Here is a 16,171-nt window from a genome sequence, read left to right as displayed (position 1 = left end):
GCGTCCTGAAAAGATCGAACGCGACGGAAGGAATGCTGTGTCGCCTGGTGAGTTGTTCCGCGCGCTGCGCCGCCGCTGGTACGTCCTGGTCCTGGCGGCGGTGGTCGCGGCCGCCGGAGCCCTCCAGGTGCTCCGGCCCACCCGGACGTACGTCAGCTCCGCGATCGTCGTGCTCAAGCCGCCGGTGACCGGCGGTCAGCCCAACCAGCTGACCAATCTGCAGCCGCCGCTGGCCGCGGTCTCCTACGCGGCCGTGCAGCAGCTCCAGTCGCCGGCCGGGGCGGCCGAGCTGCGGGCCGCGGGGGTGACGGGGACGTACCGGCTGATGCCCCGCAACAGCGGCACCAGCGTCACCCCGGCCTATCTGATCCCCTCGCTCCAGATACAGGCCGAGCACGCGGCCGCCGCGGCGGCCGACCAGGCCGTACGGAAGATCGTCGAGGCCTACACCCGGCACGTGGCGGACATGCAGGCCGAGCAGCGGATCCCGGAGTCGGCCCGGATGAGCGTGACGCTCCTCGTGCCGCCGACCGCGGTCGCGCGGACCGGGACCAAGAGCCGCGGGCTGGCCGGTACGGCACTGCTCGCGGGCGTCTGCGGGGTGGCCGCCGCGCTGTGGACCGACCGGCTCCTCACGCACCGCAGCCGGCGCCGGCGCGCAGGCGCCGGCACCGGTCCGCGGAGCACGGGCGAGTCCGGCCACGAGGCCGGCGACGGAGCCGCCGCCCGGGTGCCGGCGGCCGCGGCGGCCCGCTGAGGAAGCGGGCCACCGGGCCGGACCGGGCGCCGACGACGCCCCGGGGCCGGGGCGGTCGTGCGGAGCGCGCGGATGGTACGGGTGGTACGAGTGGTGCTGCTGGTTCATCAAATCCCTCGGCGCTTCCAGGACTCCCACCACAGCCACTCGCGCCCCCGCTCGGCGACGGCCGAGAGCACCAGCGGCTGGAGGTACGGCATCACGCGGGCCCCGACCCGCCGGCGCCGCAGGAGCGCCCGGTACTCGGCCAGCGAGGTGTAGCCGGGCAGGCACTCGGCGGCGAACGCCTCGAGGTCCTCGACCGGCACCACCCCGGTACGCCCCCGGTCGTACGCGCGGTAGGCGCGCCGCAGGGCGTACCGGGCCAGCCGGGTGCGGGCCGCCACCGACAGCCGGTCGGCCTCGGGGAGCAGCCCCGCGCACTTGTCCAGCACCGAGTCGAAGGCGACGAGGCGCTGGCGCAGGTCGTCGAGCTGTCCGCCGAAGTCCGTGGTGGACATGTTGTTGCCGTGGACGCGGTAGAAGGCCTGGTCGGCCCCGCGGACGTAGCCGACGTCGGCGTGCGCCGCGAGCCGCATCCACATCTCGATGTCACCGGCGTGCGGGAGGTTCGGGTCGTAGCCCCCGACCTTGCGCTGGAGGCTGGTACGGACGACCACCTCGGGCGAGGTGATGCACCCGGTGCCCTCCCTGAAGCGCCTCTCCAGCCACCACCGCCCCGGGTAGACGACCGACCCGGTGCTGCGGGTGCGGGCGGCGGGCAGCGGCCCGCCGTGCTGGAACCGCAGCGGCCGGCCGTACGCGAAGCCGGCCTCCGGGTGGGCGTCGAGCAGGGTCGCGGCGCGCGCCAGCGCCCCGGGGACCAGCCGGTCGTCGGCGGAGAGCAGGGCGACGTAGTCCCCGTCGGCCCACTCCAGCAGGCCCTCGTTGTAGGTGGCGATATGGCCCCGGTTGCTCTCGTGGACCGTGACCTCGATCCGCGGGTCGGCGGCCGCCAGCGCCCGGGCGACGGCCGCGGAGTCGTCGGGCGAGGCGTCGTCGATGATCAGGACGCGGACGTCGACGCCCGGCTGCTCGTCCAGGACGCTGCGGACGCAGTCGGCGAGGAAGTGGCCGTACTTGTAGCAGGGGATCACCACGCTGACGGTGCTCATGGGCCGGTCACCTCCGCGGACCCGTCCGACGGGACGCCGCTGGGCAGGGTCGTGGTGAAGACGGGACCCACCCAGTAGTTCACCGAGCCGAAGGTGTTCGACGGGAACGCCGTGGACGTCCCGTACTTGTAGACGCCGTTGGGGTTCCCGGGCGTGTCGGCCGGGGCCACCAGCGGATAGGAGCGGTGGGCGCCGCTGAAGTAGGCGCCGTCCACCGAGTAGTTGCCGTTCGGTGCGTGGTAGGAGGCCACGTACGTGGTGCCCGCCGTGATGGGCACCGGCGCGGCGAACGTCAGCTGTTGCCAGCCGGAGAGGGTCTCGCTGCCGAAGGTGCCGGTGGCCAGCAGGGTGCCGGAGGCGGACCACAGACTGCCGGTGTGGGTGCCGGTGTTGCCGGGGCCCTTGTAGAAGGTGACACCGGTGATGTAGCCGTTCACCGCGGACTGGAAACGGGTGCCCAGCTCCACCGAGTTGGTGTCGTCGGTCACGTTGGCGGTGCTCGGTGTCGCGGTGCCGCTCCACAGGGTGCACGGGCAGTTCACCGTCGGCGGGCTGGCGCTGGTGGTGAAGGTCCACGTGACCGGCGCCGTCATGGCGTTGCCCCACAGGTCGGACGCCTGGACGGACGCGGTGTAGGTGGTGTTCAGGGCCAGTTCCGAGGACGGGGTGAAGGTCGCGCTGTTCGACGCGCCGAGCACCTTGGTGCCCGGGACGGTGGCGCCGCCGGAGTCCTTGACGGTGAACGTGAGCGTGTCCGCGTCGACGGCCGTGCTGAAGGTGGCCGACACCGCCGCCGTGATCTGGGTCCCGGTCGCCGCGGACTGCGGCGAGGTCGCCGTGACGGTGGGCGGCGTGGTGCTCGCGGTGGAGGTGTCCAGGACCGCGTCCACCCAGTAGTTGCTGCCCGACGAGGCGGTGGCGGGGAATCCGCCGGTGGTGCTGTAGCGGTAGACGCCGTTGCCGCCGTCGGTGCCGCTCTTGAGCGCTGTGAGCGGGGCCAGGCCGGCGTCGGAGCCGGCGAAGGTGGTGTCGAAGGAGTAACCGCCGTGCGGGGCGAAGTAGGAGGCGATGTAGGTGGTGTTCGGCTTGATGGGCACCGGGCTGGAGAAGTTCAGCTGCTGCCAGCCGGACGCCGTCTCGTTGGTGAAGGTGCCGGTGGCCAGGCGCTGGCCGGTGCTGCTCCACAGGCTGCCGGTGTGGGTCCCGGTGTTGGCCGGCGACTTGTAGAACCGGACGCCGGTGATGGAACCGGCCACCGAGGAGCGGATCTTCACGCCGAGTTCGACGGCACCGCCGTCACCGGCGTTGACGGTGCCCGGCACGGCCGCGGCGGGCCACACGGTGCAGGGGCACTGCTGGGGCCCGACGGTCAGCGGGACCGTGGTGACCGCGCCGATGTTGACGCTGTCGTCGACGGCTCGCGCCTCGACCTGCACCGGGCCCGGGGTGGTCGGGGTCCAGGTGTAGCTCCAGGTCCCCAGGCCCGTGGTCGCCTTCCAGGTCGTCCCGCCGTCGGTGGACACCTCCACCCGGGCCACCACGCCGCCGGTGTCGGCCGCGGTGCCCGTGACGGTCACGGGGCGCAGCGCCGGCACGGTGGCGCCCGCCGCGGGGCTGGTCACGGTCACGGCCGGCCCGGTGGTGTCCGTGGACGCGGTCGAAGCGATCAGGTCGCTCTGCAGGGACCTGGGCTGGACGCCCATGTCGGCGAACACGTTGACCGTGGCCTGCTGCATGCGCTTGTCCGCGGTGACCACGGTGTCGTCGGGGTTGCTGGTGGGCATGTTGGTCAGGCCCCAGGACCACTGCACCGTGCCCGCGCCGAACACCAGCGCGCGCGAGGTCTGGTCGCGGAAGGCCACCAGGCTGTGGGTCGCGGTGCCGTTGCCGTACGTGTTGCCGTAGTCCTTGAGGAGCTTGCCGTCGTCGATGTCCACCGTGGTGGAGGACATCCGGATCTGGCCGGGCGGCCGGCTGGCGTTCTCCACGTCGCTGTCCCACTCGTAGCCGAGCGTCCCCGTGGGGAAGGTGGCGGTCTGCGAGGGGGTGAGGTCGGCGACGGAGGTGTTGCGCCACAGCCGCTGCTTGGCGAAGGTGCCGGGCACGGTGATCGCGTCGGCGCGGTAGCCGTTGACGCTGAACATCGAGCCGGTCAGCTGGTTCTGCGGCTGGAAGGGCCGTCCGCCCGTGGCGCTGGCCGGGTCCATGAAGGTGCCCGTCCAGATCCCGCTCGGGTCGGGGATGCCGTTCGGCTGCGGGAAGGACAGCTTGGTCTCCTTGTAGCAGACCAGGGTCCGGTCGGCGGTGTTCGTGCCGTCGATGCTCGGCGCGAGCCGGGTCTTCCAGAAGATCTCGTTGCCGCTGAAGTACGTCTGGTGCTGCCCGGCGCGGCGGGCGTTCAGGGCGTTGGTGAACTGCTCCTGGGTCCAGTACTCGTCGTGTCCGGAGGACATGAAGACCTTGTGGCGGCCCAGTTGGGCGGCGCCGCGGGTCGACATGTCGATGCCGGAGATGTAGCTGAGGTCGTAGCCGTTGCGTTCCAGCCAGGAGATCATCTGGAACTCGGACCCGTAGATCCCGTTCTCGCCGCCGATGTCCATCGGCCGGTTGTAGCTGACCTCGTAGGCCCGGCCGTCGGGCGCGGGGCCGCCGCCGTCGTAGAGGTCCTGGCCGCCGTAGTTGTTGTACGCCTGCCAGGTCTGGTCGCTGGTCTGGACGACGATGTCGGAGCGGCTGGCGTCGTTGCGGACGACGAACGGGTACGGCATGACGCCGTTGCCGTCGGCCTGGTCGAAGTTGACGATGTACAGGCCGGACACGGCGTCCGAGGGCACGGTCCAGCTCGCGGTGACGGGCCAGTTGCCGCAGTCGACCAGGCCCGTGGCGGGCTTGGTGGTGCAGGTGGCCGGGTTCCCGCCCGGCGCGAAGTTGGCCGGGTGGACCTGGGCCGCCTGCGCCGGGGTGGAGTGCAGGCGGGCCCCGTCGCCGCCGTAGTGGCCCAGCCGGTAGACCGAGACCCGGTAGGGGGTCGGCGACTGGACCTTGAACTGCACGGTCTCGCCCGCCTGGACGCTCGTCCGGTCGGGGAAGCCCTTGATGTCGCCGTAGGCGCTGGGCGCGAACCAGTCGGACATCGGCGTGCCCGGCTTGGAGTTCTCGCACACGATGGCGTTCGTGCCGGGACCGCAGGGGTCCGCCGCCCCTGCCACCGAGGAGGGGGGTAGGACCGTGGCCATCAGAGTCGCGACCACGGTGAAGAGGCCGTACCGGAGCAGCCTTGTCCGTCTGTTCATCTGTACCTCTTTTTGTGCGACAGGGCGTCAGCGCAGGGCGTCGGCGAGCGCGTCCACGACCCGCTGCTGTTGAGCGGCGGTGATCTGCGGGTAGAGCGGGAGGGAGAGCATCCGGTCGGAGGCGTGCTCGGCGTGCGGGAAGTCCCCGCGTGCGTGGCCGAGGTGGCGGTAGGCCGGGGTGAGGTGGACCGGGGCCGGGTAGTGCACGCCCGCGCCGATGCCCTCCGCGTTGAGCTTGCCGACGACCGCGTCCCGGTCGGCGCCGTCGACGCGGACGACGTACAGGTGCCAGACGTGGACGTTTCCGCCGGCCGTGACCGGCAGGGTCAGGCGTCCGGCGGCCGCGAGGCCGGCCAGCAGGGCGTCGTAGCGGGCGGCGGCGGCGCGGCGGGCGGCGTTGCCGTCGGCCAGCCGGGCCAGCTTGGCCCGCAGGACGACGGCCTGGAGACCGTCCAGCCGGCTGTTGAACCCGGGGACGTCGTGCCGGTACTTGGCGACGCCGCCGTGGTTGGCCAGCGCCCGGACCAGCCCGGCCGCCTCCTCGTCGTCGGTGAGCACGGCGCCGGCGTCACCGTACGCGCCGAGGTTCTTGCCCGGGTAGAAGCTGGTCGCGGCGATGGTGCCGCTGCCCGGGGAGCGGCCCTCGCGGGTGGCGCCCTGGCTCTGGGCTGCGTCCTCGACGAGGTACGTGTGGGCGGGCAGCCGGCGGGCGAGCTCCGCGGTGTCGGCGCACTGTCCGTACAGGTGGACCGGGACGACGGCGCGGGTGGCGCCGGTGACCGCGTCGAGCGCGGCCTGCGGGTCCATCAGCAGGGTGTCGGGGAGGCAGTCCACCAGCACCGGCCGGGCGCCGGTGCGGGCGACGGCGCCGGCGGTGGCGATGAAGGTGTTGGCGGGCAGCACCACCTCGTGCCCGGCGCCCACCCCGCGGGCGCGCAGGGCCAGTTCGAGCGCGTCGGTGCCGTTGGCCACGCCCACGCAGTGTCCGACGCCGGCGAAGGCGGCGTACTCGCGCTCGAAGGCGCGGACCTCCTCGCCGCCGATGAAGGCGGTGTCCGCCAGCACGCGGTCGAAGCCCTCGCGTACGTCCTCGGCGACCTCGGCGTGCGCCGCCTTCAGGTCGACGAGCGGTATCTGGTTCATCCGACTGTGCTCCCCATCCGTGTCTGCCGGCCGCCGCCGGTCATCTCCCCATCGGCCCGCAGCTCGTCGAGCGCGGGCGCGTCGGCCGTGCGCAGCCGGCGGGCCGGGCTGCCGGCCCAGACCTCGCCGGGCGGTACGTCGCCGAGCACCGTGCTGCCCATGCCGGTCAGTGACCAGGCGCCGACCGCGGTGTACTCGCGGACCAGCGAGCCCGCGCCCACGTACGCGCCCCGCCCCAGCCGCACCCCGCCGCCGAGGCGGACGCCCGAGGCGAGCGTGGCGAAGTCGCCGATCGCGTCGTCGTGGGTGAGGACCACCTGCGGCATCACGGCCACGTGGGAGCCCACCCGTACGGCGGCGGTCAGCACGCAGTGCGCGAGCAGCACCGAGCCGACGCCGAGCACGGAGGACGACGAGAGGGCGGCCGTGGGGTGGACCACGGTGGCGTAGCGGTGCGCGGGCAGCCCGAGCCGCCGTACCAGGCGGGCCCGGACGGCGTAGTCGCGCGGACTGCCGACGCAGACCACCACGCGGGCCCGCGCCAGCTCGTGGACGCGTTCGCTGCCGCCGAGCACGGGGACGCCGTCGACGTCCCGGCCGTGCAGGGCCGGGTCGTCGTCGAGGTGCCCCAGGAGCCGCCAGCGCGGGGCGCGGCCGCTCGCCGGGCCGGCGGCGGCCAGGTCCCGTACCGCCTGGGCGGTCTCGCGGGCGAAACCGCCCGCGCCGACGATCAGCAGGTCCTCGGTGTCGTGGGCTGCGTTCATCCGCCGGCCCGTCCGCGCAGGGCGGCCACGACGCGGTCCTGCTGCTCCTCGGTCATGGTGTGGAAGAGCGGCAGGATCAGCGAGTCGCGGCTGAGCCGCTCGGTGACGGGCAGCGGCGCCGCACCGTGCCCGGCGTAGGCCGGTTCCAGGTGCGAGGCCATGATGCCGCGCCGGGCCGAGATCCCGGCCTCGGCGAGGACGGCGAGCAGCTCGTCCCGGCCGAGGGGGAACCCCTCGGTCAGCAGGATCCAGTACGACTGGAAGTTGCCCTCGCCGTGCACGGGGTCCGTGACCGGGCGCACGCCCGGGACGGGGGCGAGCAGCTGCGCGTAGCGGGCCGCGAGCGCCCGGCGGCGGGCCACGATGGCGTCCAGCTTGCCCAGTTGCACCAGGCCGACCGCGGCCTGGATGTCGGTCATCCGGTAGTTGTAGCCGACCTCCAGATAGCTCTCGGCGATCGGGGTGGTGCTGGCGTGGCGCTGTGCGGCGGAGATGTTCATGCCGTGCTCGCGCAGCCGGCGCAGCCGCTCCGCCCACCGCGCGTCGTCGGTGGTGACCATGCCGCCCTCGCCGGTGGTGATCACCTTGCGGGGGTGGAAGGACCAGGCGGCGAGCAGGGCGCCGTGGCCGACCGACTTGCCGCCGACGGTCGCGCCGATGCCGCAGGCGGCGTCCTCGACCAGGGCGAGGCCCCAGTCCGCGCAGGCCGCGCGCAGGGCGGGTACGTCCGCGGGGACGCCGCCCTGGTGGACGGCGAGCACCGCCTTGGTGCGCGGGGTGCGGACGGCGTCGACGGTGGCCGCGGTCACGTTGCCGGTGGCTTCCTCGACGTCCGCGAACACCGGGTGCGCGCCCACGTACCGGACGGCGTTGGCCGTGGCGATGAAGGACAGCGAGGGCACGATCACCTCGTCGCCGGGGCCGAGCTCCAGCGCGATCAGCGCCAGGTGCAGGGCGGTGGTGCACGAACTCACCGCGATGCCGTGCTCGGCGCCCACGCGCTCGGCGAAGGCGCGCTCGAACTCGGCGACCCGGGGACCCTGGGCGACCCAGCCGGAGAGGACGGCGCCGGCGGCCGCCCGGGCCTCCTCCTCGCCGAGCCAGGGGATCATGACGGGGATGCGGGCGGGCGTGTCCGGGGCGCTCATCGGGCGGCCTCCCTGGACGTCGCGGCGGCTTCGGCGGTGCCGGCTCCGGCGGTGCCGGCTCCGGCGGCCGCCGCGCGTTCGGCGCGCCACCAGTCCACCAGGTCCCGCAGGCCGGTGCGCAGGTCGATCCCGGCGGTGAAGCCGAGCCGCCCGGCGGCGCGCGTGGTGTCCGCGAGACGGCGGGTCACGCCGTTCACGGCGCGGGCCGGCCCGTGTTCGGGTACGAGGGTGTCGGCGCCCATGGCCTCCAGCAGCCCGTGCGCCAGCTCCAGCAGGCTGGTCTCGGTGCCGCTGGCGACGTTGAACACCTCGTCCGTCAGAGCGGACTCGGCGGCCAGCAGGTTGGCGCGGGCGATGTCGCGGACGTGGACGAAGTCCATGGTCTGGGTGCCGTCGCCGAGGATCAGCGGCGGCTGTCCGGCGGCGATCCGCTCCATCCAGCGGATCAGCACCTCGGTGTACAGGCCGTGGATGTCCATCCGCGGGCCGTACACGTTGAAGTAGCGCAGCGCGACGTAGTCCAGCCCGTACATGGAGTGGAAGCTGCGCAGCATGCCCTCGTTGAAGGCCTTCGCGGCCCCGTAGAAGGTGTCGTTGTGGTACGGGTGGTGGCTCTCGGCGGTCGGGAAGGTGTCCGCCAGGCCGTAGACCGAGGCCGAGGACGAGGCGATCACCTTGCCCACGCCGGCGGCGGCCGCGGCCTCCAGCACGTTGAAGGTGCCGTCGACCATCACCTCGTTGGCCAGTCGCGGTTCCTCCGCGCACTGGGTGATGCGGATGGCGGCCAGGTGGAACACCAGGTCGGCGCCCTCGGTCGCCTTGCGCACGGCGGCCGCGTCACGGATGTCGCCCTCGACGACGTCCACCACGCCGCTCGGGAGGGCGCGGGCCAGATTGGCGGTGCGCCCCCGCACGAAGTTGTCGAGCACGACGATCTCGCGTGCCCCGTTGTCCACCAGCAGGTCCACCAGGTGCGAGCCGATGGTGCCCGCCCCTCCGGTGACCAGAATCCTCTTGCCTCGTACAGTGCTCAACGCCCTGCCCCTACTGAGTCGGTCTTGGTGCTTGCTGCTGCGCCCGGCGGGTGTGCACGCGTCCGGGCGCGATGGTCGAGCGGCGGTACGGCCGACGGTCAGCGCCCGGTGCGCAGTCCGACGACCGCGCCGCGGAACTCCAGGCTCCGGGAGGCCGCTTCGAGGATGTCGAGGACCTTCAGGCCCGCCCGGCCGTCGGTCAGCGGCGGCCGGCCGGTCCGGACGGCGGCGGCGAACTCCTCGACCATGGTCCGCAGGGCCTCCTTCTCGCCGAGCGCGGGCGCCACCATGTCGCCGGTCCGGTACGAGACGAGCATGTCGCGGCGCTCGTCCGCGCCGATCTCCTGCGGGGCCGTCAGGTCCACGCCCCGGTCGTACACGGCGACGCGCTGGGTGGGGTTGAGGTCGTCCCACACCAGGGTGCGCTTGGAGCCGCCGACCATGGTGGTGCGGACCTTCACCGGGGAGAGCCAGTTGACGTGCACGTGGGCGATGGCACCGGTGCTCAGCGTGAGCGTCAGGTACGACACGCAGGACTGGCCGGTGCCGATGGGGTCGGCGCCGTGCGCGGCGACGGCGACGGGCCGGACGTGCTCGGGAAGGATGAAGTCGAGGACCGAGAGGTCGTGGGGGGCCAGGTCCCACAGGACGTCGATGTCCTTCTGGACGAGCCCCAGGTTGATCCTGACGGAGTCGACGAACTGGATGTCGCCGAGTTCGCCGGAGCGGACCATGTCGCGGATGCGGGCCACCGCCGGGGTGTAGCAGTAGGTGTGGTCGCACATGAGGGTCAGGCCGCGTTCCTCGGCCTCGGTCACCAGGCGCAACCCGTCCTCGTAGCTGGCGGCGAGCGGCTTCTCGACCAGGACGTGCTTGCCGGCGCGCAGGGCGGCCAGCGCCACGTCGAGGTGGGTGCCGGCCGGGGTGGCCACGGCGACCGCGTCGACGTCCGGGTCGGCGAGGACGGCCTCGTAGTCCGCGGTCGCCTGGACGGTGGAGTAGCCGCCGAGCACCTGGCGGGCCCGGTCGACGTTCAGGTCGCAGAGCCAGCGGAGCCGGAACTGCGGACTGGACTGGAAGTTGCGGACGAGGTTGGGGCCCCAGTAGCCGGCGCCGACGACGGCGACGCCTAACGGTGGCACCGGTCCCGCGTCCGTGGCCGCGCCGTCCCGCCCCGTGTCCCTCGCGGTGTCCTTCGCGGTGTCCTTCACAGCGTTCCCCTTCCTTCCGCGCACGCCCGTGGGCGTATCGACGACCCATGGCCGGGAGGCGCGCGAAGGAAGGGGGTGCCGTCGACGGCGGGCCGGGCGCCCTGCGCGACCCGTGCCTGACCCGCCCGACGGTGATGGCCCCCCACGACCGATGCCTTGCGTGCTGTACGTACGCCCCCCGGCCGTCCGGCACCCCTCGCGCCGGTCCGGCCACGGGCGGGCGGCCCGTTCCCCCGAGCCACCGCACCCGCCCCAACTGCCCTGCTCCGGTCGGACTGCGCGTCGCCGAAGCACGCCGAGTCCGCCCGGCGGCTTCAATCTAGACCACCGGGCCTACCCCTGGGGGGAGTTGGGGGAAACGGCCTGCGTCGTTGTCCGAGCGTGCATACTTCCCGGGTGACCAGCATCGTGATCCCGGCCCACAACGAGGGCCGGGTCATCGGCCGGCTCCTCGACGCACTCCTGGCCGACACCCCGGCGTCCGCATCCTCGTCCGCGTCCGTGTCCGGACCCGACATCGTCGTGGTGTGCAACGGCTGCACCGACGACACCGCCGCCGTGGCGGGCGCGCGGGGCCCGCGCGTACGGGTGGTGGAGATACCGACCCCCTCCAAACACGCGGCGATGCGGGTCGGGGACGAGCACGCGCGGGGCTTCCCGCGGCTGTACGTGGACGCCGACGTCGAGTTCGGGGCGGCCGGTGTGCGGGCCCTGGCCGGCGCGCTCGCCGACGATCCGGGGCTCCTCGCCGCGGCCCCCGGCCGCCACATCCCGCTGGCCGGCTGCGCGTGGCCGGTCCGGGCGTACTACCGGGTCTGGCAGCAGCTGCCGGCCGTGCGCGAGGGGCTGTTCGGGCGCGGGGTCATCGCGCTGTCCGGGGCGGGGCACGCGCGGATCGCCGCCCTGCCCCCGCTGATGGCCGACGACCTGGCCGCGTCCCTGGCCTTCGGGCCGGCGGAGCGGCGGGTGGTCGCGGAGGCCAGGGTCGTGGTGCACCCGCCGCGCACCTGGGGCGATCTGATCCGGCGGAAGGTGCGGGCGGCGACCTCGTCGGCCGAACTGGAGCGCCACCAGGCGGTGTCGCGGCCCTCCGGGGCCGCGGGGGCCGGGTCGGGGTCGCCGGAGCCGGAGGCGCCGTCCGCGCGCACGCGTACGGGCGATCTGCGGGCGGTGCTGCGGGAGCGGCCGGGGCTGCTGCCCGGGGTCGTGGTGTTCGTCGTGGCGGCCCTCGCCACGCGGCGCCGGGCCGAGCGGGCGATCCGCCAGGGGGACTTCTCCACCTGGCTGCGCGACGAGAGCAGCCGACAGGGCTGAGCCGCGGGGCGTCCGCCTCGTCCGGGGTGGCCGAATCGGGCCGAACGCCGCCCAAGTGGCCCGTACACCCCTTAGGGTTCCCTTCGCACGTACGAGTGATCACCAGTGAAGTGGACCGTCGGCACGGGGGGCTCGACCAGCATGTACCTCGCGGACCGCTCCGCGCCCGCGGGCGCGCAGGCCGCACCGGACGGGGCGTCGGCACGGGCGCCCGCGGTCGCGTCGGCCGTCGTCGCCCTCGGCACGGTCAGCCTGATCACGGACGTCTCCTCGGAGATGGTCACCGCCGTCCTGCCGCTGTACCTGGTGGCAGGACTGGGCCTGAGCCCGCTCGGGTTCGGCGCTCTCGACGGGGTCTACAACGGCGTCGGCGCGCTGGTGCAGCTGACCGGCGGTCATCTCGCCGACCGGGTCCGCAGCCACAAGCTGGTCGCGGGCCTCGGCTACGGCCTGTCGGCGCTGTGCAAGCCGTTGCTGCTGCTGGCGCACAGCCTCACCGCCGTGGGCGTGGTCCTCGCCCTGGACCGCACCGGCAAGGGCCTGCGCACCGCCCCGCGCGACGCGCTGATCTCGCTGTCCACGCCCCTCGCGTCACAGGGGCGGGCCTTCGGCGTGCACCGGGCCATGGACACCACCGGAGCGCTGCTCGGACCGCTGGCCGCCTTCCTGATCCTGAACCTGACGGTCGACGGATACGACGCGGTCTTCGGCGTCAGCGCGTGCGTGGCCGCGCTCGGCGTCGTGGTGCTGATGCTGTTCGTCCCCTCCGGCCCCGATGCTTGCGCGCCCGGCGTATCCGGGACGCCGGAGCCGAGGCGGGAGCCGGCCGCCGCGAAGGCGGGCGGCGGGGTGAGCGTGCGGGAGGGGCTGGCGCTGCTGCGGCTGCCCCGGCTGCGCGCCCTGGCGGCCTGCGCCGCCCTGCTGGGCCTGACCACCGTCAGCGACGCGTTCCTGTACCTGCTGCTCCAGGAGCGGACCGGCGTCGGCGAGCGGTGGTTCCCGCTGCTCCCGCTGGGCACCGCCGCCGTGTTCCTGCTGCTGGCGGTGCCGGCCGGCGCCCTCGCCGACCGGATCGGGCGCCGCACCGTCTTCCTCACCGGGCACGCGCTGCTGCTCACCGGGTACGGGCTGCTGCTGTGGGCCCCCGACTTCCCCGCGCTGCCCTACGTGGTCCTCGCCCTGCACGGCTTGTTCTACGCCGCCACCGACGGGGTCCTGCCCGCCGCCGTCGCCGCGACCGTCCCCGCGAGGCTGCGGGCCACCGGCATCGCCGTCGTCGGCACCGGCCAGGCGCTGGCCCGCTTCGGCTGCTCGCTCGCCTTCGGCGGCGCGTGGACGCTGTGGGGTTCCGGCCCGGCGCTCGCGGCCGCCGCGGCCGGTCTGTGCTGCTGCGCGGCCGTCGCCGGCTTCGTCCTGCGCCCGTCCGTCCCGGACGGCGACGTTCCCGGCCCCCACGGCGACCGGGCCACCCCCGCACCCCGAGCCCCCGGAGGGCCCCGATGACGCGTTCGCGCCGGCTGCTCGTCCTCGCCCTGGCCGTGCTGGTCCTCGGCGGCATCGGCGCCACGCTGGTCCTGCGCTCCGCCGCCCGCGCCGAACGGACCCGGGAGGGCGATCCGACGGTCGCCCGGGGCCCGGTCGCACTCGACCGCACGGACGGGCTGGCCTTCCTCAACGGCGCCCCGGGCCCGCACCGCGGCGCCGTGGTTTCCGTCCCGGACCGCGACCCCCGGGCCGACCGCAGCGCCTCGGCGCTGACCTGCCAGCGGTTCCACGCGGCCGCCGGCACCGGCGTGTGCCTGAACTCCTCGCCGGGCGCGCTCGCCCAGGACAACAAGGCCCTGATCGTGGACTCCGAGCTGCGCACCGTGCGCAGCTTCCCGCTCGCGGGCACCCCCTCGCGGGCCCGGGTCTCCCCCAGCGGCCGGTTCGCCGCCTGGACGGTCTTCGTGGCCGGGGAGTCGTACGGCACCGCGTTCTTCTCCACCCGTACCGCGATCGTCGACACCCGGACCTGGGCGCTGGAGCCGGACCTGGAGAAGTTCGCCGTCGTGCTGGACGGGCGGCCCTACAGCGCGGGGGACGTGAACTTCTGGGGCGTCACCTTCGCCGGGGACGACGACACCTTCTACGCCACGCTGGGCACCGCCGGCCAGACCTACCTCGTGAAGGGGTCGGTCGCGGGGCGCAGCGTCACCACGCTCGCCAAGAACGTCGAGTGTCCGTCCCTGTCGCCGGACGGGACCCGGATCGCGTACAAGAAGCGCGTCCAGCGCGGCGCGCAGCTGTGGCGCGAGCACGTCATGGACCTGGCGACCCTGCGGGAGCAGCCGCTGGCGGAGAAGCGCAGCGTCGACGACCAGGCGCTGTGGCTCGACGACCGCACCCTCGTCTACGCCCTGCCCGCCGAGGGGGCGGTGGACACCACCGACCTGTGGACGGTCCCGGCGGACGGCACGGGTACCCCCAGGGTCCTGACGCCGGGGGCCTCGTCCCCGACCCGGCTGGGCTGACGGCGGACGCTACGGACGCGGCCGGCCCACCGTGCGGTGTGCGCACGGTGGGCCGGGCGGGGTGGCCGGGTCGGCCGGGCGGGGTGGCCGGGTCGGCCGGGGCGCTCGGTTACGGGGCCATCTCGTACGCGCCGGACAGGGCCTCGACGCGCTGCCAGACGCGCGCCGAGCGGGCCTCGTCCACGACCGGGCGGCGGACCGCGCCCAGCGCCCAGTCCTGCTGCTGCGCGGTGGCCGAGTCCTTGCCGTACAGCTCCACGGCGTGCGCGGAGAAGTCGCGGACGAGGACGGCGAACAGCTCGTCGAGCACGTCCTGGTCGAGGCCGGTCAGGCGGGCCTGCTCCAGGATCAGCTGGCCGTGGACGACGAGCGCGAAGAGCTGGCCGACGGCGAGGAGGAGGTCGAGGTCGCGGCTCTGCTCCTCGTCGGGCGCGGCGGTCGTGACGAACGCGCAGAGCGCGTCGGCCTGTTCGCGGAAGCGGGCGACGTTGGCCACCTCTGCGTACGCGTCGAAGGCGGGGCGCCAGTCGTGGAAGCGGACGGCGCCCAGGCCGCGGGCCGGGCCCTGCCGGAAGAGGAACGCGTCGTCGGCCGCGTCGAGGCGGGTCGGGACGGCCTCGTAACCGGCCGGGTCCAGCAGGTGGTTGCGCATGAACTTGAGGATCAGCGCGAGGTTGACGTGGACCGTGCCCTCGAGCTTGGGCAGGCCGCGGATCTCGACGGCCGCCTGGGCGAAGTAGTTGTCCTTCTCGAAGCCCTTGGCGGCGATGACGTCCCACATGAGGTCGATGACCTTCTCGCCCTCCGTGGTCACCTTCATCTTCGTCATCGGGTTGAAGAGCAGGTAGCGGCGGTCGTCGGGGCCGGCGGTGCGGAAGTAGTCGACGGCGCGGTCGCTGAAGAGCTTCATGCCGACGAGGCGGACGTAGGCGTCGGTCAGCTCGCGGCGGACGTGCGGGAAGGCGGTGACGGGGCGGCCGTAGAGGATGCGGTTGCTCGCGTGGGTGACGGCCTCGTACATCGCGTGCTCGCAGATGCCGATGGAGGCGGTGCAGAGGTTGAACTTGCCGACGTTGACCGTGTTGAGGGCGGCGTCGAAGGCGGCGCGGCCGGTGTGCAGGACGTCCTCGGGGGCGACGGGGTAGTCCTCCAGGCGGAACTCGCTGACGTACTTGGAGGAGTCGACGACGTTCTTCACCAGGTGGTAGTCCGGGTGGCGGCTGTCGGCGGCGAAGAAGACGTACGCGTCCGGGCCCTCGATGTCGGTACGGCGGCCGAAGACGGAGACGAGGCCGGCGGCGTTGCCGTTGCCGATGTAGTACTTGGAACCGGTGGCCCGGAAGCCGCCGTTGCCGTCCGGCTCCAGCAGCATGTCGGTGGAGTAGATGTCCGCGCCGTGCGTCTTCTCGGACAGGCCGAAGGCGAACACCTCGCCCTGGGCGAGGAGTTCGGCGGCACGGGCGCGGGCGGCGGCGTTGTCGCTCTGCCAGACCGGGCCGAGGCCGAGGATGGTCACCTGCCAGGCGTACCAGTAGTCGAGGCCGTAGAACCCGAAGATCTCGTTCAGGGCGGCGATCCGGGCGGTGTCCCAGCGCTTGTCCGGGTGCCCGTCGGCGGCGGCCGAGGGGGTCAGGAAGGTGGCGAACAGGCCTTCCTTGGCGGAGAAGGCGAGGAAGTCGCCCAGCCAGGCACGGGAGCGGTAGTCCTCGATCAGCTTGCGCTTGCCGCGCTCCTCGAACCAGTCGACGGTGGCGCGCAGCAGGCGGCGCGTCTCGGGGTCGAAGTGCGCGGGGTCGTAGGTGCGCGGGTTGAAGAGCAGGGAGTCGGCCATGGAGGTGTG

General features: G+C 73.7%; 12 protein-coding genes. 4 read left to right on the top strand and 8 right to left on the bottom strand.

Annotated elements, in window-relative coordinates; all coding sequences use genetic code 11:
- Positions 1-37 precede the first annotated feature (37 nt).
- The gene (locus ACIPXB_RS09935; protein WP_401446941.1) at positions 38-757 is read left to right on the top strand and encodes a hypothetical protein; all 720 of its coding nucleotides are present in this window, start codon (positions 38-40) and stop codon (positions 755-757) included.
- A gap of 107 nt (positions 758-864) precedes the next feature.
- Here ACIPXB_RS09935 and ACIPXB_RS09930 read toward each other — a convergent pair whose 3' ends face one another.
- The 7 genes from ACIPXB_RS09930 to ACIPXB_RS09900 all read right to left on the bottom strand — a co-directional run bounded on the left by ACIPXB_RS09930 (position 865) and on the right by ACIPXB_RS09900 (position 10,504).
- Complete coding sequence (locus tag ACIPXB_RS09930; RefSeq protein ID WP_401446938.1) at positions 865-1,911, bottom strand: glycosyltransferase family 2 protein; 1,047 nt, start codon at positions 1,909-1,911, stop codon at positions 865-867.
- Positions 1,908-5,204, bottom strand: a complete 3,297-nt coding sequence (locus ACIPXB_RS09925) for a DUF4082 domain-containing protein (protein ID WP_401446935.1) — start codon at positions 5,202-5,204, stop codon at positions 1,908-1,910. The genes ACIPXB_RS09930 and ACIPXB_RS09925 overlap by 4 nt, the downstream gene beginning before the upstream one ends.
- A 27-nt stretch (positions 5,205-5,231) precedes the next feature.
- Positions 5,232-6,347 (bottom strand): DegT/DnrJ/EryC1/StrS family aminotransferase, encoded by a 1,116-nt coding sequence (locus ACIPXB_RS09920; protein WP_401446932.1) that lies wholly within the window; start codon positions 6,345-6,347, stop codon positions 5,232-5,234.
- Positions 6,344-7,111, bottom strand: a complete 768-nt coding sequence (locus ACIPXB_RS09915) for a NeuD/PglB/VioB family sugar acetyltransferase (protein WP_401446929.1) — start codon at positions 7,109-7,111, stop codon at positions 6,344-6,346. Before ACIPXB_RS09915 ends, ACIPXB_RS09920 begins: the two co-directional genes overlap by 4 nt.
- Positions 7,108-8,259 carry a DegT/DnrJ/EryC1/StrS family aminotransferase gene (locus ACIPXB_RS09910; protein ID WP_401446927.1) on the bottom strand — a complete coding sequence of 384 codons (1,152 nt, stop codon included), beginning with the start codon at positions 8,257-8,259 and terminating at the stop codon, positions 7,108-7,110. The genes ACIPXB_RS09915 and ACIPXB_RS09910 overlap by 4 nt, the downstream gene beginning before the upstream one ends.
- Positions 8,256-9,293: an SDR family NAD(P)-dependent oxidoreductase gene (locus tag ACIPXB_RS09905; protein ID WP_401446925.1), complete on the bottom strand. Its 1,038-nt coding sequence runs from the start codon at positions 9,291-9,293 to the stop codon at positions 8,256-8,258. The genes ACIPXB_RS09910 and ACIPXB_RS09905 overlap by 4 nt, the downstream gene beginning before the upstream one ends.
- Positions 9,294-9,391: 98 nt before the next feature.
- Positions 9,392-10,504, bottom strand: coding sequence for a Gfo/Idh/MocA family protein (locus ACIPXB_RS09900; protein ID WP_401446922.1), 1,113 nt, complete (start codon positions 10,502-10,504; stop codon positions 9,392-9,394).
- Positions 10,505-10,900: 396 nt separating this feature from the next.
- Here ACIPXB_RS09900 and ACIPXB_RS09895 point away from each other — a divergent pair, with 396 nt between their 5' ends.
- The 3 genes from ACIPXB_RS09895 to ACIPXB_RS09885 all read left to right on the top strand — a co-directional run bounded on the left by ACIPXB_RS09895 (position 10,901) and on the right by ACIPXB_RS09885 (position 14,331).
- Complete coding sequence (locus ACIPXB_RS09895; protein WP_401446920.1) at positions 10,901-11,818, top strand: glycosyltransferase family 2 protein; 918 nt, start codon at positions 10,901-10,903, stop codon at positions 11,816-11,818.
- Between the two features lie 141 nt (positions 11,819-11,959).
- Complete coding sequence (locus tag ACIPXB_RS09890) at positions 11,960-13,321, top strand: MFS transporter (RefSeq protein ID WP_401447177.1); 1,362 nt, start codon at positions 11,960-11,962, stop codon at positions 13,319-13,321.
- Entirely contained in the window at positions 13,318-14,331 is a 1,014-nt protein-coding gene (locus ACIPXB_RS09885; protein ID WP_401446917.1) for a TolB family protein, read from the top strand. The genes ACIPXB_RS09890 and ACIPXB_RS09885 overlap by 4 nt, the downstream gene beginning before the upstream one ends.
- A gap of 109 nt (positions 14,332-14,440) precedes the next feature.
- Here the strand turns inward: ACIPXB_RS09885 and ACIPXB_RS09880 are convergent, their stop codons facing one another.
- Positions 14,441-16,162 carry an acyl-CoA dehydrogenase family protein gene (locus tag ACIPXB_RS09880; RefSeq protein WP_401446914.1) on the bottom strand — a complete coding sequence of 574 codons (1,722 nt, stop codon included), beginning with the start codon at positions 16,160-16,162 and terminating at the stop codon, positions 14,441-14,443.
- Positions 16,163-16,171 lie beyond the last annotated feature (9 nt).

Source organism: Streptomyces sp. NPDC090022 (assembly GCF_044748145.1).
Classification (GTDB): domain Bacteria; phylum Actinomycetota; class Actinomycetes; order Streptomycetales; family Streptomycetaceae; genus Streptomyces.
The sequence above is the reverse complement of the archived record's forward strand: the minus strand, read 5'-3'. Positions and strand labels throughout refer to the sequence as shown.